This window comes from Duganella rhizosphaerae (assembly GCF_040364205.1).
Classification (GTDB): domain Bacteria; phylum Pseudomonadota; class Gammaproteobacteria; order Burkholderiales; family Burkholderiaceae_D; genus Rugamonas; species Rugamonas rhizosphaerae.
Window position 1 is genome coordinate 87,870 of record NZ_BPWK01000005.1, and the last position, 17,131, is coordinate 105,000.

Below are 17,131 nucleotides of genomic sequence, written 5' to 3' on the forward strand. Positions count from 1 at the left end.
ACGAAACGCCCGAACGATTAATCGCCCGGGCGTTTTTTTAGCAATGCTGCGAAGGAAGCATCAAGCCCGGTTGGACAACATTTTGTCGATCAAACCGTACTCTACAGCCTCTTCCGCCGACATGAAACGATCACGATCGGTGTCTTTGGCGATCTGCTCGACGGTTTGACCCGTGCGTTCAGCCATGATCGAGTTCAGACGGTGGCGCAGATACAGGATTTCCTTGGCCTGGATTTCGATATCCGAAGCCATGCCCTGCGAGCCGCCGGACGGCTGGTGGATCATGATGCGCGAGTTCGGCAGCGAGAAACGCTTGCCCTTGGCGCCGGCCGCCAGCAGGAAGGCGCCCATCGAGGCGGCCATGCCGGTGCACAGCGTCGACACGTCAGGCTTGATGAACTGCATCGTATCGAAGATCGCCAGACCGGCCGACACCGAGCCGCCTGGGGAGTTGATGTACAGCGAGATATCCTTGTCCGGATTTTCGCTCTCGAGGAACAGCAACTGGGCGACGATCAGGTTCGCCATCTGGTCGTTGACGGGGCCGACCATGAAGATTACGCGTTCCTTCAGCAGGCGCGAGTAAATGTCATAGGAGCGTTCGCCGCGGCCGCTTTGTTCGACCACCATCGGCACCAGGCCGAGCATTTCAGTGTCCAGCGCCGGATTACGGTTCATACCAGTCATTCCATTTCCTTGTGAAGCAGCTAGAGGCCGGAGATTCGAATCTTACATCAATTCTTTACATCATCCGGCCCAGAACTGGATTACGCTTGTGCGTTGCTTCCCATCAGTTCGTCGAAGGCCACGACCTTGGACGAAGTTTTCGACAGGCCCAGGACGTAGTTGACGACGTTTTCTTCCAATACAAGGGCTTCGACTTCAGCCAGACGACGACGATCGCTGTAGTAGTACTTCAGCACTTCGCGTGGGTCTTCGTAGCTCTGTGCGAAGTCTTCGACTTGCGCCTTGACCTGTTCAGGCTGGGCTTGCAGCTTGTTCTCGCCGACCAGTTGCGACAGGATCAGGCCCAGGCGTACGCGACGCTCGGCTTTTTCCGCGAACAGTTCTGGTGGGAACGGGATGTCCTTGACGTTCATGCCGCGCTGCGCCATGTCCTGGCGGGTCATTTCGGCCAGGCGCTCGGTGTCTTGAGCGATCAGCGCTTGTGGCACGTCCAGGGTGGCGGTTTTCACCAGCGCATCCATCACGGCTTCTTTGTTGCGGGCTTTGACACGGCCGGCAACTTCGCGTTCCAGGTTGACTTTGATGTCTTCGCGCATTTTAGCAACGTCGCCATCGGCCACGCCCAGCGACTTGGCGAATTCTGCGTCAACTTCCGGCAGGTGCGCCCATTCCAGTTTCTTCAGGGTGATGGTGAACGATGCGGTTTTGCCGGCAACGTCTTTACCATGGTAGTCCTCTGGGAAAGCCAGTGGGAAGGTCTTGGCTTCGCCGACTTTCAGGCCGACGGTGGCTGCTTCGAATTCCGGCAGCATGCGGCCTTCGCCCAGCACGAAAGCGTAGTCTTCAGCTTTGCCGCCCGGGAATTCAACGCCGTCGATCGAGCCGACGAAGTCCACGGTCACGCGGTCGCCGTTGGCTGCAATGGCTGCGCCGCCGTCGCCGTGTTCGCCGGCTTCACCCTTGGTGTGGAAATGCACGCGCTGTTTGCGCAGGATTTCGATGGTTTTGTCGATTTCGGTTTCCGACACGTCAGCCTTGACGGTTTCGATTTCCACGGTGGTCAGGTCGCCAACGACGACTTCCGGGTAGATTTCGAAGGTGGCGTCGAAGGCCAGCACGCCTTCTGGCGCCTGCTCCTTAGGTTCGATGCGTGGGTAGCCTGCTACGCGCAGTTCGGCGGAATTGGCGGCGTCGTTGAAGGCACGGCCAACTTTATCGTTCAGCACTTCGGTCTCGATCTGATAACCGTATTGTGCTGCGACCATTTTCATAGGAACTTTACCCGGACGGAAGCCTGGTGCCTTAGCCGATTTGGCTTGCACTTTCAGACGCTTCTCAACTTCAGCGCGGACCTCGGTCAGCGGGAAGGAGATCGTGATACGACGTTCGAGTTTGCCTAAGGTTTCGACTGCAGTTGCCATGTAAAAATCGTCCAAAAAAATAGTAATACAGTTGGTGCGAGGAGGGGGACTCGAACCCCCACACCATTGCTGGCGTCAGGACCTAAACCTGGTGCGTCTACCAATTTCGCCATCCTCGCGGCATGTTTGCACAAAAGCAAAGGGCGACCCGTAAGTGAAAACGGTCGCCCTATTCCCGCTGAACTCTGCGAGAGCTTTCAACTTCAACGCGGTATTTTAACGGGTTTTTCAGCGAAATGTGACGATTTTTAATATGTCGCCAACATTCCGCTGATTTTTACGCATTTACCCCGCACAACGACCCGCTTTGGGGTCTGACCCCGAGGGGTCAGACCCCGCTTTTAACGGGTTTCTTCACGCGGAACCACGCCGCATACAAGGCTGGCAGGAATAATAAGGTTAAGGCTGTTGCTAATATCAGACCGCCCATGATGGCCACCGCCATCGGTCCCCAGAATACCGAGCGCGACAACGGGATCATCGCCAGCGCCGCCGCGGCGGCCGTCAGGATGATGGGGCGACAACGGCGCACCGCCGATTCGACGATCGCCGTCCACGGATCGTGGCCGGCCTTGATGTCCTGCTCGATCTGGTCGACCAGGATCACCGAGTTACGGATGATCATGCCGAACAGCGCGATGATGCCCAGGTTGGCCACGAAGCCCAGCGGACGGCCCAGCACCAGCAGCGCCATCGCCGCACCCGCCACGCCCAGCGGGCCGGTCAGGAACACCAGCAGCGCCCGCGAGAAGCTGTGCAGTTGCAGCATCAGCAAGGTGAAGATGATGAAGATCGCCAGCGGCAGGTTGGCCGCGATCGACGCTTCCGCAGTGCCGCTGTCGGCCGCCGCGCCCTTGACGGTGATGGCATAGCCGGCCGGCAGGTTGTCGCGCAGCTGCTTCAGCTTGGGCTCGATCTGGCCGGAGACGGTCGGCCCCTGGATGTTGTCGGCCACGTCGGACTGCACGGTGATCGCCCATTCGCGCCCTTCCCGCCACACCACGCCCGGCTCCCACACGAAGTGCGCGCGCGCCAGCTGGCTGATCGGCACCGACTTGCCGCTGGCGGTCGGGATATTCGTATCGTTCAGGATCGAGATGGTGTTGCGCTCCTCGATCGGCTGGCGGATCTGGATGTCGACCAGCTTGATGTCCTCGCGGAACTGGCCGATGGTGGTGCCGGACAGGATGGTGTTCGCCGCCCGCATCACGGTCTGCGACGTCACGCCCAGCGCGCGCATCTTGTCCTGGTCCAGGTCGAGACGCAGCACCTTGATCGATTCATTCCAGTTGTCGTTGACGCCCAGCGTGTTCGGGTTGCCACGCATGATGTCCTTGACCTGGTCGGCGATGGCGCGCACCTTGTCCACTTCGCCGCCGGTCACGCGGAACTGCACCGGGTACGGCACCGGCGGCCCGTTCGGCAGCAGCTTGACGCGGCCGCGCACTTCCGGGAAATCGTGCTTGAAGATGTCAACGATCTTGTCGCGCAGCGCGCTGCGGGCCTTCAGGTCCTTCGGCAGCACGACGATCTGCGACACGTTAGTCTGCGGGAAGATCTGGTCCAGCGGCAGGTAGAAGCGCGGCGAACCGGTGCCGACATAGCTGGTCACGCTGACCACGCCTTCCTGCTTGCGGATGAAGGCTTCGAACTTCTTCACCTGCGCCTCGTTGGCGGTGAAGGTCGTGCCTTCCGGCGTCCACAGCTCGACCATCAGCTCGGGACGGCTGGAATCCGGGAAGAACTGCTTCTCGATGAACTTGAAGCCGTACACGCCCAGCGCGAACACCACCAAGGTCGCAACGATGGTGGTCTTGCGGTACTCGACGCACCAGTTGACCACCGCGCGGAACCTGCGGAAGCCCGGCGTGTCGAACAGGTCGTGCTCGCTGCCGCCGTCGGCATGCGGTTTGACCTTCAGCAGCACGTAGCCGATGTAGGGCGTGAACACCACCGCCACCACCCACGAAATCACCAGCGCCAGCGCGTTGACCGAGAACAGCGAGAAGGTGTATTCGCCGGCCGCCGACTTGGCCAAGCCGATCGGCAGGAAGCCCGCCACCGTGATCAGGGTGCCGGTCAGCATCGGGATCGCGGTCGAGGTGTAGGCGAAGGTGGCGGCGTCGAAGCGCGACATGCCCTCCTCCATCTTGCGCACCATCATTTCAACGGCGATGATGGCGTCGTCCACCAGCAGGCCCAGCGCGATGATCAGCGCCCCCAGCGAAATCTTGTGCAGGTCGATGTCCAGCATGCGCATGCACAGGAAGGTCACCGACAGCACCAGCGGTATGGTCAGCGCCACCACCAGGCCGGGACGCACGTCCAGGCGCAGCTTGGGCTTGGTATGCAAGCCCAGCGCGACGAAGCTGACGGCCAGCACGATCAGCACCGCTTCGATCAGCGTGTGGACGAACTCGCCCACCGAGGCCTTGACCGCTTCGGGCTGGTCGGAGACGCGCTCCAGCTCGATACCGACCGGCAGCTTGGCCTTCATCGCGGCGACGGTCTTCTCCATGTGCTTGCCGAGCTGGATGATGTTGCCGCCCTTTTCCATCGACACGCCCAGGCCAATCACTTCCTTGCCGTTGAAGCGCATCTTGTTACCCGGCGGATCCTGGTACAGGCGCTTGATGGTCGCGAAGTCGCCCAGGCGGAAGGTGGTGCCGTTGGCGCGCAGCTCCAGCTCTTCCAGGTCCTTGACGGTCTTTAGCGCGCCGGTCACGCGCACCTGCAGGTTGTCGGTCGGCGTGACCAGCACGCCGGTCGCCTCCACCGTGTTCTGGGTGGCGATCTGGTTGGCGATCGCTTCGATCGGTATGCCCAGCTGGGCGAACTTCTTGTGCGAGAACTCGATGTTGATCTTCTCGTCCTGCACGCCGAACAGCTCGACCTTGGACACCAGCGGCACGCCCAGCAGCTGCTGACGCACGAAGTCGGCGTAGTCCTTCATCTCGGCATAGGTGAAGCCGTCGCCCGACAGCGCGAAGATGGAACCGTAGGTATCGCCGAACTCATCGTTGAAGAACGGTCCCTGCACGCCCGGCGGCAAGGTGCCGCGGATGTCGCCGATCTTCTTGCGCACCTGGTACCACGATTGCGCCACTTCCTTGGGCGGCGCCGATTCGCGCAACTTCAGGATGATGGTGGTCTCGCCCGGCTTGGAGTAGCTGCTGATCTCGTCGATATCCGGCGTCTCCTGCAGCTTCTTCTCCAGCTTGTCGGTGACCTGCTCGGCCATTTGCAGCGAGGTCGCGCCCGGCCAGTTGGCCCGCACCACCATCGCGCGGAAGGTGAACGGCGGATCTTCATCCTGGCCCAGGTTGGAATAGCTGAGCATGCCGCCTATCAGCAGCACCGCGATCAGGTAGCGCGTCAGCGGGATGTGTTCCAGCGCCCAGCGTGAGAGATTGAAGCCGCCCATCATTTGGCGGTCCCCGCCACGACCGGAGCCGGGGCCGAAGTCGCCGGCAGGTCGTTACCGAGGATCTTGACCTTCTGGCCCGGTTTGAGCAGGTTGACGCCGGCCGTGACCACCGTCTGGCCGACCTTGACGCCGCTGCCCAGCACGATATCGTTGCCGGCCGCGCCGGCGATGGTCACCGGCACCAGCTTGACGACGCCGCCCTCGACCACCCACACCGACGAGGCCGATTTTTCATAGTACAGCGCCGTCAGCGGCACCTTGATCTGCGGCGTGGCCGTCTTGGAGGCGAACTGCACCACGGCGGTCATGCCCAGCTTGGCTTCGGCCAGCGAGTCCGGAATCGAGACCTTGACGGTGTAGGTACGGGTGGACGGATCGGCCACCGGCGAAATTTCGCGGATCTTGCCGGCCACCGCGTTTTTCGGATCGGCCCACAGGCGCACCTGCACGTCCGGCACGCGGCGCAAGGTCTCGACCTTGTCTTCCGGCAGGCCGATGACGATTTCCTTCTCGCCCTGTTTGGCCACGCGCACCACCGGCGTGCCCGGCTGCACCACCTGGCCGACTTCGGCGTCGACCGCTGTCACCACGCCGTCCACATCGGACACCAGGCTGGCGTAGCCCGCTTGGTTGGACTGGCCGCGATAAGCCGCCTGCGAGGCGTCCACATTGGCTTGCGCCGCCTTGTAGGTGGAATCCTTGGCGTCCAGCACGGCCTGGCTGACGAAGTTCTTGCTGCGCAGTTCCTGATAGCGCTTGAGTTCGGCCTTGGCCAGGTCGCGGTTGGTCTCGGCGGCGCGCAGGCCGGCCAGCGCCTGGGCCTGCGACAGCTGCAAATCCTGCGGATCGAGCTGCATCAGCACCTGGCCATGCTTGACCAGGGTGCCGACATCGACCTTGCGGGTGACGATCTTGCCGCCGACGCGGAAGGCCAGCCGCGATTCCACGCGAGCGCGCACCTCGCCGGAAAACTCGGCGTTGACGTCGACATCGCTGCTGGCGAGCACGATGGCGCGCACCGGGCGGATGTCTTCGGTTTTCTCGGCGGGCTTGGAGCAACCGGCCAGGACGGCGGCGGTTAAAACGCTCAGTATGAGGGGGTAAATCTGACGCTGATTTTTAAAGGCGACCACGGTGTATTCCTTTAGCTTGCTCTGGACTGTAGATGGCACTACTATTACGGCTCGGAAATTAATGACTTTCCGTTAATTTATTATATGCCGAGCGTATCCGTTTGCAAATGACTTTTGCGTCATTAATTTTAACTATGCTTTTTAGCAATACAATTTATGCCGGTAGAACACTACGAAAATTTCCCTGTTGCATCATTTTTACTGCCACGCCGCTTGCGGCCGGCGGTGGAAGCGATCTACGCCTTCGCCCGCAGCGCCGACGACCTGGCCGACGAGGGCGACGCCACGCCGGAACAGCGGCTGGCCGCGCTGAACGCCTACGAGGCGGCGCTGGCGCACATCGAGGCGGGCGGCACGGGCCATGAACCGATGTTCGAACGGCTGGCGCAGGTGATCCGCGAATACGCGCTGCCGCTCAAACCGCTGTACGAACTGCTGTCGGCCTTCAAGCAGGATGTGCTGGTGAGCCGCTACGCGACCTACGACGCGCTGCTGGACTATTGCGCCCGCTCGGCCAATCCGGTCGGCTTCCTGATGCTGCACCTGTACGGCCAGGCCGACGAGGAAAACATCCGCGATTCCGACGCCATCTGCACGGCGCTGCAACTGATCAACTTCCTGCAAGATGTGGCGATCGACATCCATAAAGAGCGCATTTACCTCCCATTGGAGGACTTGAACCGCTACGCGATCTCGCCGGCCGCGCTCGACCACGCCAGCGCCCGGCCGCGCTGGCGCTCGATGATGAAGTTTGAGGTGGACCGCGCCCGCGCGCTGATGCTGAGCGGCGCGCCGCTGGCCTTGCGCCTGGACGGCCGCATCGGTTTCGAGCTGCGCATGGTGGTGCAAGGCGGCCTGCGCATCCTCGATGCCATCGAGGCGGCCGAATACGACGTCTTCCTGCACCGCCCCAAGCTGGCCAAACGCGATTGGCTGGGCATCTTCTGGGCCGCCGTCCGCATGAAAAAGCAGATGAAGGCGGTGTTCAAGACCGCCTGAGGGGGCCGACTCAACAGCAGAAATAGCCGCACACGATTAAATCGTTGCCTCTGCACAATTTCCCATCTCCATGCTACCTTGGCGGCAAATGGAGAGGTGGAATCATGCAGACAGAAGATCGGTCCTCGCGACCGGATATGGCAACATCGAAAGTGGTGGAATTGGGCGTCAACCTGCTGCACAGCCGTGGACGGGCGTTTGCGTCGGAGTTTTTGGTGCGCAGGAATATTCCTTTCAGCGTCATCGTGCGGGTGCTGTCCGACCCGCCTGGACGCCGACGCGCCGGCCAAACCTCAGGCCGGCGGGCCTTTTAGCTCGACCACATTACCCTCCGGGTCCGTCAGATAGATCGACGGCCCCTCGCCTTCCGCGCCGTAGCGAGATTCGACCTTTCCGGCCGCCACGCCATGCGCCTGCAGGTGCGCGCGGATCGCCGCGTCGTCGAAAGGCTCCACCCGCAGGCAGAAGTGATCCATATTGCGCCCCTCGACGCCCGGCGGCGCGCCGCCCATGCGCCCCAGCTTGCCGTCCACCGGCACCAGGTCGATCAGCGAACTGCCGGCGCGCAGCTGCACCAGGCCGATTTCGTCCTGCCGGCGCTCGACCGGGCAGCCCAGCGCGCCGCAGTAAAAGTCCAGCATGCGCTGCAGGCTGACCACGCGCAGCACCAGATGATCGATTTCACGAATACGTATCATGCGTCCTACCTCCATGGCGACAGAAGCCCACATTGTGACACTTAAGCTATAGAATAGCGGCTTCGATGTCATCCTTGCTTTTTTATTCATGTCTCCCGACGACTACTGCCAGCAAAAGACCGCCCAGAGCGGCTCCAGTTTCTACTACAGCTTCCTGTTCCTGACGCCGGAGCGTCGCCGCGCAATCACCGCCTTGTATGCGTTTTGCCGCGAAGTGGATGACACCGTCGATGAATGCACCGACGAATCGATCGCCCGCATCAAGCTGTCCTGGTGGCGCAAGGAAATCGCCAATATGTACGAGGGCCAGCAGACCCACCCGGTGACGCAGGCGCTGCAGCCGCATCTGGCGGCCTACAACTTGCAGCAGCAGCATCTGCAAGCCATCATCGACGGCATGGAGATGGACCTCAACCAGACCCGCTACCTCGACTACACGGCGCTGAGCAAATACTGCTGGCACGTGGCCAGCGTGGTGGGCATCCTGTCGGCCAGCATCTTCGGCGCCACCAGGCCGGAGACGCTGCAGTACGCGGAAAAACTGGGCCACGCCTTCCAGCTGACCAACATCATCCGCGACGTCGGCGAAGATGCGCGCAAAGGCCGCATCTACCTGCCGGTCAATGAGCTGCAACAGTTCAACGTCACCGCCGCCGACCTGCTCAACGCCCGCCACAGCGAGAATTTCGAGAAGCTGATGGCGTTCCAGGCCGCCCGCGCGCAAAAGGTCTACGACGAAGCGTTCGCGCTGCTGCCGAAGGAAGACCGCCGCGCCCAGCGCCCCGGCCTGATGATGTCCGCCATCTACCGCACGCTGCTGACCGAAGTGGAAGCCGACGGCTACCACGTGCTCACCCAGCGCATCTCGCTGACGCCTATCCGCAAGCTCTGGCTGGCGTGGAAGACCTACATTCGTGGCTAACGAAGGCGTGGACAAGCGCGCCGGCAAGGTCGAGCCGGGGCTGACCTCGCGTTCGGTGGCCGTGATTGGCGGCGGCTGGGCCGGTTGCGCCGCAGCCGTCGAGATGGCGCGCGCCGGCTACAAGGTCACGCTGTTCGAAGCGGCCCGCACCCTGGGCGGCCGCGCCCGCCGCATCGAGACCGACCATCGCCACCTGGACAACGGCCAGCACATCCTGCTGGGCGCCTACAGCGCAACGCTGCAGCTGATGAAGCGGACCGGCGTCGACCGCGATAAAACCCTGCTGTCGCTGCCGCTGCAAATGCGCTACCCGGCCGGCAGCGGCGGCATGGATTTCGTCGCGCCCGGCCTGCCATTGCCGGCGCCGCTGCACCTGGCGCTGGCGCTGCTGCGCGCCAAGGGCCTGGACCGGGCCGATAAACTCAGCCTGGCGCGCTTTTCCACCACCGCGCGCTGGATGGGCTGGACCCTGCACGCCGATTGCAGCGTGAGCGAACTGCTGGAACGCTTCGATCAAACCCCGCGCCTGATCCAGCTGATGTGGCGTCCGCTGTGCCTGGCCGCGCTGAACACGCCGCCGGAACGCGCCTCGGCGCAGGTCTTCCTCAACGTGCTGCGCGACAGCCTGGGCGCCAAGCGCAGCGCCTCGGACATGCTGCTGCCGCGCGCCGACCTGTCCGCCCTGCTGCCCGAAGCGGCCGCGGCCTACGTCGAAACGCACGGCGGCTCGGTGCGCACCGGCGCCAAGGTGCAGGCGCTGCGCTCGATCGAAGGCCGCTTGTGGCAGCTCGATATCAGCGGCGCGGCCGTCGGCGGCAACTGGAGCACCTATTTCAGCGGCGTGGTGCTGGCCACCGGCGCCAGCCAGGCCGCCACCCTGCTGCACGGCATCCCCGACTGCGACACCTCGGCCCTGTGCAGCCAGCTGACCGCCTTCGAGCCGGAAGCCATCACCACCTGCTACCTGCAATACGCCCCGTCCACGCGGCTGGAACTGCCCTTCTTCGCCCTGCTGGACGACCCGGAACAGTACCAATGGGGCCAGTTCGTGTTCGACCGCGGGCAGCTGGACGCCAAACAGGCCGGCTTGCTGGCGGTGGTCATCAGCGCCTCGGGCAGCGCCGCCGCCCAGAGCCAGGACCTGCTGGCCGAAGCCGTCGCGGTCCAGCTGGCGGCGGTATTCCAGCGCCCGGAATTGGGGCGGCCGACCTGGTTCAAGGTCATCACCGAGAAGCGCGCCACCTACGCCTGCACGCCCGGCCTGGTGCGGCCGGACAACGCCAGCGGACTTCCGGGCCTGGTCATCGCCGGCGACTACACCGCCGGCGACTACCCGGCCACGCTGGAATCGGCGGTCCGCAGCGGCGTCGCCGCCGCCGGGCTGCTCAAGGGGGCTACCATCTAGTCCCCCGTTTTTGTCGCCTGCCCCGCTATTTATGCAGCCTGTCACATGCCGATGGCATCCGGGCGAGCGCTTGCGTACAGTAGCACCATCGACAAAAGACCTATCGGAATCAACATGAACATCTCTCTCAGCTTGAAAATCCTTGCCTTGATCGCCTTCGTCGCGGCCAGCACGGTATCCATCGTGCAGACCGCACCGGTGGCGAGCAGCGCGATGGCCATGGCACACAACAGCGCAACATTAGGTATTTGATATCATGAACAAGCAGGCATACCTCGACGCGCTCAAACAGGCCATGCAGGGCCTGCCGCCGGAAACGGTGGCCAAGACCCTGGCCTACTACGAGCAACGCTTCATCGACGGCCTGGTGGCCGGCCGCAGCGAAGAAGAGGTCTACAAAGAGCTCGACGAGCCGCGCAAGGTCGCCATGACGCTGCGCGCCAATGTGCACCTGAGCGCCTTCGAGCAAAAGAAAACCCCGGTCAACCTGGCCCGCGCGGTGGTGTCCTTCATCGGCCTGACGATCTTCAACCTGTTCATGGTGATCCCGGCGATGGTGTATGCCTCGCTGCTGGGCGCCGTCTACATTTGCGCCTTCGGCTTCTACATCGGCGGCATCGCGCTGGTGTCCAGCGGCCTGTCGGGCCAGAACGAGCTGGCGCTGGAAGGCCCGCTGCGCCACGTGATGGAGTTCACCAACTCGCACTTCGACGGGAACGAGGAAGAAGACATCCAGGGCTGGCGCATGGCCATCAACAACATGGGCGTGCAGGTCAGCAAGGACCCGGACAGCGCCGACAGCAGCAGCGGCGACGAGAATCTCAGCCGCAGCGGCCGCCTGCTGAACCGCGCCGAAGCGGTGGCCACCGGCGACCTGCGCATCACCACCGATTTCGACAGCGGCGCCCGCACCAGCCAGTCGCTGATCGGCTTCGGCCTGATACTGGGCGGGATCGGGCTGTGCCTGATCAGCATCGTCGTCACCCGCTACACCATGATCGGCTTGAAGCGGTATGTAGCAATGAACGTGTCCCTGCTTCGCGGACGCTAAGGAGCCATGACCATGCGCGCACTATTAAAAATCGGTACCAGCCTGTTGCTGCTGTCCTTCGTCCTGATCGGCGTCAGCTACAGCATGCTGAAGGCCTACGGCAGCACCAGCCCGACCAGTTCGGCCGGCCGCGCCCTCGGCAGCGAAACCCGCAAGATCGACGCCATGGCCACCGCCGTCGAACTGAGCGGCCCGATCGACCTGATACTGATCCAGGGTCCGGTGGCGTCGCTGAAGGTGCGCGGCGAACAGCGCTCGCTGGCCAATATCGAAACCATCCAGGATGGCCGCGACCTGCACATCGGCACCAAGGGCATGCTGCTCAACCCGCGCCATCCCTTGCAGGTGGAGTTGGTGCTGCCGCAACTGGAAGAGCTGGTGGTGCGCAGCAGCGGCGAGACCAAGGTTTCCGGCTTCAACGGCGACAAGCTGGAGTTGCAGCTGCACGGTTCGGGCAACGTCAACTTCACCGGCCGCTATCGCGAACTGAGCGCCGGGGCCCATGGCAGCGGCCACCTGAACCTGAACGCGGGCAGCAGCGAGAACGTGGAACTGGAAATGGTGGGCTCGGGCCAGATCACCTCGTCCGGCAGCTGCAAGACGCTGACCGCGGAATTGACCGGCTCCGGCGACCTGGATGCGCGCCACCTGTCCTCGGACAAGGTGACGGTCAACCTGAAGGGTTCGGGCACCAGCCATGTCTTCGCCAAGCAGTCGGCCGACCTGACCTTGCGCGGCAGCGGCGACATCCGCGTACTGGGTAATCCGGACAACCGCAACGTCAGCCGCACCGGTTCCGGCGACGTCACCTGGGAATAAGCGGCTAACGTCGAGCGTTTAGCCTCGGTCCAGCCAGGCCAGGACATCGCGTCCCGCCGCCTGGCCGCCGGCCAGGCAGGCCGTCAGCAGATAGCCGCCGGTCGGCGCTTCCCAGTCGACCATCTCGCCCGCCACGAACACGCCCGGCGCGGCCTTCAGCATCGTCCCTTCCAGCGCATCCCAGCGCACGCCGCCGGCGCTGCTGATCGCCTCGTCGATCGGACGGGCCCGCAGCAGGCGCACCGGCAAGCGTTTGATCACCTGCGCCAGCTGGTCCTCGTCCGCGTACTGCTCCTTGCTCAAGCACTCGCGCAGCAGGCCGGCCTTGACGCCTTTGATGCCCAGCCGGCTTTGCAGGTGACTGGCCATCGACCGCGCACCGCGCGGCCGCGCCACCTCGTCCGCCACCCGCTGCGCCGGCAGGTCCGGCAGCAGGTCCAGGTAGATCGTAGCGCTGCCGTCGGCGGCGATCTGGTCGCGCAAGGCGGCCGACAGCGCGTAAATCAAGCTGCCCTCGACGCCGCCCTGGGTGACGACGAACTGCCCCTGCTTGCGAAATTGCTTGCCGTCCGCGCCGGTGGAGACGATGGCGACGGTGGTCAGCGGCTCGCCCGCATGGCGGCTGCTGAAATGCTCGCTCCAGTCGACGTCGAAGCCGCAGTTGGCCGCCACCAGCGGCGCCACGCCGACGCCGCGCTCCGCCAGCAAAGGCATCCAGGCGCCGTCCGAGCCCAATCGCGCCCAGCTGCCGCCGCCCAGCGCCAACACCACCGCGTCGGCACGCACCAGCAGCTCGCCGTCGGGCGTGTTCAGCGCCAGCGCGTCGTCGCGCCAGCCCAGCCAGCGGTGGCGCATGTGGAACTGCACGCCGCTCTCACGCAGGCGATGCAGCCATGCGCGCAGCAGCGGCGCGGCCTTCATATCGGTCGGGAACACGCGGCCCGAGGTGCCGACGAAGGTATCGACGCCCAAGCCATGCACCCAGTCGCGCACGTCCTGCGGGCCGAAGGCGTCCAGCATGGCGCGCAGCGGCGCGGCGCCCTTGCCGTAGCGCGTGACGAAGTCCGCATACGGCTCGGCGTGGGTGATGTTCATGCCGCCGCGCCCGGCCAGCAGGAATTTGCGGCCGACCGAAGGCATCGCGTCATACACGTCGACTTGCGCCCCGCCCTGCGCCAGGGTTTGGGCGGCCATCAGGCCGGCGGGACCGCCGCCGATGACGGCAACGCGAAAAGGTGTCAAACTAGACTGCATGAATTCGGTCCGATAGAAGCATTGTTACAGGAGACAAGATGGGTGCGATGTTTTGGATAAAACGCTATGTGCAGGCCGCCGTGCCTTTGTTCGTGATACTGGCCGCCGTGGAATGGATCAAAGGCTCGACCGCGCGCGAGGACTATCTGAGCGCCGCCGTCTGGGCGCTAGCCGCGGCGGGCATCTTTACCTACGCGGCCTGGCGCCGCTACCGCAACGCCCAGGCTTGCGGCTTGTGCGACGACCTCGACGCCGCCCGCAACGCCGCCAAGGGCAAGAAGCCTTAGCTTAGCCTTAGCTTAGCCTTAGCTTAGCCGCCCGTCACCGGCGGAAAGAACGCCACCTCGGCGCCATCGGCCAGCGCCGTATCGGCGCCGCACATCACCTGGTTGCATGCCATGCGCAAGGCCGGGCTGCCCAAGGCCTGCTGCCAGGCGTCGCCGCGCGCGGCCAGATGGGCGCGCAACGCGCCGACCGTACCCACGCCTGCCGGCAGCTCCAGCGTCTCGGACGACGCACCCAGCGACTCACGCACGCTGGCGAAAAATTTTACGGTAACAGCCATCAGTGCATTAACTCGCTAAACGGTATAAATCGAACCGTGTCGTCGGCCGCGATGGTCTGGCCGGGCGGATTATCGATCACGCCATCGCCCCACACGGTCGACGTCAACACGCCCGAACTTTGATTATTGAACAATTCCAGCCCGCCGGCCGCATTGATGCGCGCGCGCAGGAACTCGTTGCGCCTGTCGGCCTTGGGCCAGTTGAAGTCGGCGCGCATCATGAAGGCGCGCGGCGCCAGCGCCTCGGTCACGCCTTGCAGGCGCAGGATGAACGGACGCACAAACATCAGGAAGGTGATGAAGCTCGACACCGGATTGCCCGGCAAGCCCACAAAGAACGCCTGCCCCACCTCGCCGAACGCCAGCGGCTTGCCCGGCTTGACGGCGATCTGCCACATATTCAGCTTGCCCTCCGCCTCGACGGCCGGCTTGATGTGATCCTCCTCGCCGACCGAAACGCCGCCGGAAGTGATGATCAGGTCATGCCCCTGCGCGCACTCGCGCAGCACGGACCGGGTAGCGTCCAGCGAGTCGGGCACGATGCCGAAATCGGTGATCTCGCAGCCCAGGTTTTCCAGCAGCGCGCGCAGCGTGAAGCGGTTGGAGTTGTAGATGGCGCCAGGCGCCAGCGGCTCTCCCGGCATGGTCAGCTCGTCGCCGGTGAAGAACACCGCCACGTGCAGCCGGCGCTTGACCGGCAGCTCGGCCAGGCCGACCGACGCGGCCAGGCCCAGCTCCTGGCTGCGCAGACGCGTGCCGGCCGGCAGGATGATGCTGCCGTTGGTGATGTCCTCGCCGGCGCGGCGTATCCATTCGCCGGACTTCGGCGCGTGGCGGACGGTGACCACATTGCCCGCCAGCTCGCACTGCTCCTGCATCACGACGGCGTCCGCGCCCTCCGGAATCAGCGCGCCGGTAAAGATGCGCGCAGCGGTCCCCGGCAGCAAGGGCTGGCCGACATGGCCGGCCGGTATGCGCTGCGACACCGTCAGCGCGGCATTGCCGCTGACGCAATCGGCGGCGCGCACCGCATAGCCGTCCATCTGCGTGTTGTCCATGCCCGGCACGTTCATGCCGGATACCTGCGCCTTGGCCAGCACGCGGCCGTTGGCAGACAGGGTCGGCACGGTTTCCACATCGGCCACCGGCCGCGCGGCGGCTGCCATCAGGGCCAGCGCTTCGCTGACCGGCAGCAGGGGCTTGTGTGCGCTCATCGTTACAGGCCGGTGTTCGCCGCGATGTAGGCCTTCATCTTCTCCACGTCCGGCGGCATGACGACGAACTTCTGCGGCAGGTCCTCGATGTTCTCGAAGCCTTCCGGACGTTCGGCGTCCTCGCCCAGCGCATCGAGGATGGTCTCGTTGAACTTGGCGGCCAGCGCGGTTTCCAGCACGATCATCGTCACGCCAGGCTCCAGGTTCTCGCGCGCGACCTTGATGCCGTCGGCGGTGTGGGTGTCGATGACGATGCCGTAGTCGTCGGCCACGTCGCGGATGGTGTTCAGGCGGTCTTCATGGGTCGACTTGCCGGACTTGAAGCCGTACTTGGCCACCTGCTTGAACTCGTCGCCGTCTGCGCCCGGCTTGCCGGACAGGTCGAAGCCGCCGTGGGTTTCCACTTTCTGGAACAGCGCGCGGGTACGGTCGCCGTCGCGGCCGACCAGGTCGTAGATGAAGCGCTCGAAGTTGGACGCCTTGGAGATGTCCATCGACGGGCTGCTGGTGTGGTAGGTCTCGGCCGACTTGCGCACGCGGTACACGCCGGTGCGGAAGAACTCGTCGAGCACGTCGTTTTCGTTGGTGGCGGCGACCAGCTTGGCGATCGGCAGGCCCATCATGCGGGCGATGTGGCCGGCGCAGATATTGCCGAAGTTCCCCGACGGGACGGTGAACGACACCTTCTGGTCGTTGGAGGTGGTGGCCGACAGGTAGCCGCGGAAGTAGTACACCACCTGCGCCACCACGCGCGCCCAGTTGATTGAATTGACGGTGCCGATCTTCTGCCGGGCCTTGAACGGCAGGTCGTTGGAGACCGCCTTGACCATGTCCTGGGCGTCGTCGAACACGCCTTCGATGGCGATGTTGAAGATGTTCGGGTCCTGCAGCGAGAACATCTGCGCGGTCTGGAAGGCGCTCATTTTCTTATGCGGCGACAGCATGAACACGCGGATGCCCTTCTTGCCGCGCATCGCGTATTCGGCGGCGCTGCCGGTATCGCCGGAGGTGGCGCCGAAGATGTTCAGTTGCGCGTTCTGCTTGGCCAGCGTGTATTCGAACAGATTGCCCAGCAACTGCATCGCCATGTCCTTGAAGGCCAGGGTCGGTCCGTTGGACAGCGCCTGCAACATCAATTTGGTGCCGTTCTCGCCCTCTTCCAGCATGCGCAGCGGTGTGATCTGGCTGGCTTTTTCGCCCTTGCGGGCGTTTTTGTAGACTTCCTTGGTATAGGTCTTGGCGGTCAGCGCGCGCAGGTCGGCATCGGGAATATCGGTCGCGAACTTCTTCAGGATCTCGTAGGCCAGGTCGGCGTAGGACAGCTGGCGCCATGCATCGAGCTCGGCGCCGGTCACTTGCGGATAGGTGGCCGGCAGGAACAGGCCGCCATCGACGGCCAGGCCGCCCAAGAGGATGTCGGAGAATTGTTGGGAAGAAGAGGCGGCGGCCGATGCGGCGGCGCGGGTAGACACGTATTGCATAGATTAGAAAGTCCGGTTGAGCTGGCGGATAAAAGGCAGAACGGTACAAAGCGAG

At 63.9% G+C, this 17,131-nt stretch carries 16 protein-coding genes and 1 tRNA gene; 6 read left to right on the plus strand and 11 right to left on the minus strand.

Annotation, left to right across the window (positions count from 1 at the left end; translation table 11 throughout):
- Positions 1-60: 60 nt before the first annotated feature.
- From clpP to RUGAMON1_RS12795, 5 genes are all read right to left on the minus strand, one after another.
- Complete coding sequence (gene clpP / locus RUGAMON1_RS12775) at positions 61-678, minus strand: ATP-dependent Clp endopeptidase proteolytic subunit ClpP (RefSeq protein WP_020703301.1); 618 nt, start codon at positions 676-678, stop codon at positions 61-63.
- 89 nt (positions 679-767) lie between these two features.
- A complete protein-coding gene (gene tig / locus RUGAMON1_RS12780; protein ID WP_445230858.1) occupies positions 768-2,108 on the minus strand; it encodes a trigger factor in 1,341 nt (446 codons plus the stop codon).
- A 32-nt stretch (positions 2,109-2,140) separates the two neighbouring features.
- Positions 2,141-2,227: transfer RNA gene (locus RUGAMON1_RS12785), tRNA-Leu, on the minus strand.
- A gap of 209 nt (positions 2,228-2,436) precedes the next feature.
- Positions 2,437-5,535, minus strand: a complete 3,099-nt coding sequence (locus RUGAMON1_RS12790) for an efflux RND transporter permease subunit (RefSeq protein WP_445230859.1) — start codon at positions 5,533-5,535, stop codon at positions 2,437-2,439.
- Positions 5,532-6,668: an efflux RND transporter periplasmic adaptor subunit gene (locus RUGAMON1_RS12795; protein ID WP_445230860.1), complete on the minus strand. Its 1,137-nt coding sequence runs from the start codon at positions 6,666-6,668 to the stop codon at positions 5,532-5,534. Before RUGAMON1_RS12795 ends, RUGAMON1_RS12790 begins: the two co-directional genes overlap by 4 nt.
- A 156-nt stretch (positions 6,669-6,824) precedes the next feature.
- On the opposite strand from RUGAMON1_RS12795, the gene hpnC reads away from it, so the two are divergent.
- Complete coding sequence (gene hpnC, locus RUGAMON1_RS12800) at positions 6,825-7,667, plus strand: squalene synthase HpnC (protein WP_445230861.1); 843 nt, start codon at positions 6,825-6,827, stop codon at positions 7,665-7,667.
- Between the two features lie 293 nt (positions 7,668-7,960).
- Here the strand turns inward: hpnC and RUGAMON1_RS12805 are convergent, their stop codons facing one another.
- Complete coding sequence (locus RUGAMON1_RS12805; RefSeq protein WP_445230862.1) at positions 7,961-8,365, minus strand: VOC family protein; 405 nt, start codon at positions 8,363-8,365, stop codon at positions 7,961-7,963.
- Between the two features lie 88 nt (positions 8,366-8,453).
- On the opposite strand from RUGAMON1_RS12805, the gene hpnD reads away from it, so the two are divergent.
- Both hpnD and hpnE read left to right on the plus strand, forming a co-directional pair.
- Entirely contained in the window at positions 8,454-9,287 is an 834-nt protein-coding gene (gene hpnD / locus RUGAMON1_RS12810) for a presqualene diphosphate synthase HpnD (protein ID WP_445230863.1), read from the plus strand.
- Complete coding sequence (gene hpnE, locus RUGAMON1_RS12815; protein ID WP_445230864.1) at positions 9,280-10,692, plus strand: hydroxysqualene dehydroxylase HpnE; 1,413 nt, start codon at positions 9,280-9,282, stop codon at positions 10,690-10,692. Before hpnD ends, hpnE begins: the two co-directional genes overlap by 8 nt.
- A 41-nt stretch (positions 10,693-10,733) precedes the next feature.
- Here the strand turns inward: hpnE and RUGAMON1_RS12820 are convergent, their stop codons facing one another.
- Positions 10,734-10,913 carry a hypothetical protein gene (locus tag RUGAMON1_RS12820; RefSeq protein ID WP_445230865.1) on the minus strand — a complete coding sequence of 60 codons (180 nt, stop codon included), beginning with the start codon at positions 10,911-10,913 and terminating at the stop codon, positions 10,734-10,736.
- A gap of 35 nt (positions 10,914-10,948) precedes the next feature.
- On the opposite strand from RUGAMON1_RS12820, the gene RUGAMON1_RS12825 reads away from it, so the two are divergent.
- Together RUGAMON1_RS12825 and RUGAMON1_RS12830 are read left to right on the plus strand one after the other, a co-directional pair.
- On the plus strand, positions 10,949-11,743 hold the full coding sequence (locus tag RUGAMON1_RS12825; RefSeq protein WP_445230866.1) for a DUF1700 domain-containing protein: 795 nt from the start codon (positions 10,949-10,951) through the stop codon (positions 11,741-11,743).
- 12 nt (positions 11,744-11,755) lie between these two features.
- On the plus strand, positions 11,756-12,562 hold the full coding sequence (locus tag RUGAMON1_RS12830) for a head GIN domain-containing protein (RefSeq protein ID WP_445230867.1): 807 nt from the start codon (positions 11,756-11,758) through the stop codon (positions 12,560-12,562).
- Between the two features lie 18 nt (positions 12,563-12,580).
- Here RUGAMON1_RS12830 and RUGAMON1_RS12835 read toward each other — a convergent pair whose 3' ends face one another.
- Entirely contained in the window at positions 12,581-13,816 is a 1,236-nt protein-coding gene (locus tag RUGAMON1_RS12835) for a TIGR03862 family flavoprotein (protein ID WP_445230868.1), read from the minus strand.
- 38 nt (positions 13,817-13,854) lie between these two features.
- Here RUGAMON1_RS12835 and RUGAMON1_RS12840 point away from each other — a divergent pair, with 38 nt between their 5' ends.
- Positions 13,855-14,103, plus strand: a complete 249-nt coding sequence (locus RUGAMON1_RS12840) for a hypothetical protein (RefSeq protein ID WP_445230869.1) — start codon at positions 13,855-13,857, stop codon at positions 14,101-14,103.
- Positions 14,104-14,126: 23 nt separating this feature from the next.
- Here RUGAMON1_RS12840 and moaD read toward each other — a convergent pair whose 3' ends face one another.
- The 3 genes from moaD to thrC are packed head-to-tail and all read right to left on the minus strand — an operon-like array spanning position 14,127 to position 17,076.
- A complete protein-coding gene (gene moaD / locus RUGAMON1_RS12845; protein ID WP_445230870.1) occupies positions 14,127-14,381 on the minus strand; it encodes a molybdopterin converting factor subunit 1 in 255 nt (84 codons plus the stop codon).
- A complete protein-coding gene (locus RUGAMON1_RS12850; protein WP_445230871.1) occupies positions 14,381-15,595 on the minus strand; it encodes a molybdopterin molybdotransferase MoeA in 1,215 nt (404 codons plus the stop codon). Before RUGAMON1_RS12850 ends, moaD begins: the two co-directional genes overlap by 1 nt.
- A gap of 2 nt (positions 15,596-15,597) precedes the next feature.
- Positions 15,598-17,076, minus strand: a complete 1,479-nt coding sequence (gene thrC / locus RUGAMON1_RS12855; RefSeq protein ID WP_445230872.1) for a threonine synthase — start codon at positions 17,074-17,076, stop codon at positions 15,598-15,600.
- Positions 17,077-17,131: the final 55 nt, after the last annotated feature.

What these genes read in the sequence shown, in the direction of transcription:
- clpP (WP_020703301.1), bottom strand. Translation starts at nt 678, where the DNA reads ATGAACCGTAATCCGGCGCTGGACACTGAAATGCTCGGCCTGGTGCCG.
- tig (WP_445230858.1), bottom strand. Translation starts at nt 2,108, where the DNA reads ATGGCAACTGCAGTCGAAACCTTAGGCAAACTCGAACGTCGTATCACG.
- RUGAMON1_RS12790 (WP_445230859.1), bottom strand. Translation starts at nt 5,535, where the DNA reads ATGATGGGCGGCTTCAATCTCTCACGCTGGGCGCTGGAACACATCCCG.
- hpnC (WP_445230861.1), top strand. Translation starts at nt 6,825, where the DNA reads ATGCCGGTAGAACACTACGAAAATTTCCCTGTTGCATCATTTTTACTG.
- RUGAMON1_RS12805 (WP_445230862.1), bottom strand. Translation starts at nt 8,365, where the DNA reads ATGATACGTATTCGTGAAATCGATCATCTGGTGCTGCGCGTGGTCAGC.
- hpnD (WP_445230863.1), top strand. Translation starts at nt 8,454, where the DNA reads ATGTCTCCCGACGACTACTGCCAGCAAAAGACCGCCCAGAGCGGCTCC.
- RUGAMON1_RS12820 (WP_445230865.1), bottom strand. Translation starts at nt 10,913, where the DNA reads ATGGCCATCGCGCTGCTCGCCACCGGTGCGGTCTGCACGATGGATACC.
- RUGAMON1_RS12825 (WP_445230866.1), top strand. Translation starts at nt 10,949, where the DNA reads ATGAACAAGCAGGCATACCTCGACGCGCTCAAACAGGCCATGCAGGGC.
- RUGAMON1_RS12830 (WP_445230867.1), top strand. Translation starts at nt 11,756, where the DNA reads ATGCGCGCACTATTAAAAATCGGTACCAGCCTGTTGCTGCTGTCCTTC.
- RUGAMON1_RS12835 (WP_445230868.1), bottom strand. Translation starts at nt 13,816, where the DNA reads ATGCAGTCTAGTTTGACACCTTTTCGCGTTGCCGTCATCGGCGGCGGT.
- RUGAMON1_RS12840 (WP_445230869.1), top strand. Translation starts at nt 13,855, where the DNA reads ATGGGTGCGATGTTTTGGATAAAACGCTATGTGCAGGCCGCCGTGCCT.
- moaD (WP_445230870.1), bottom strand. Translation starts at nt 14,381, where the DNA reads ATGGCTGTTACCGTAAAATTTTTCGCCAGCGTGCGTGAGTCGCTGGGT.
- RUGAMON1_RS12850 (WP_445230871.1), bottom strand. Translation starts at nt 15,595, where the DNA reads ATGAGCGCACACAAGCCCCTGCTGCCGGTCAGCGAAGCGCTGGCCCTG.
- thrC (WP_445230872.1), bottom strand. Translation starts at nt 17,076, where the DNA reads ATGCAATACGTGTCTACCCGCGCCGCCGCATCGGCCGCCGCCTCTTCT.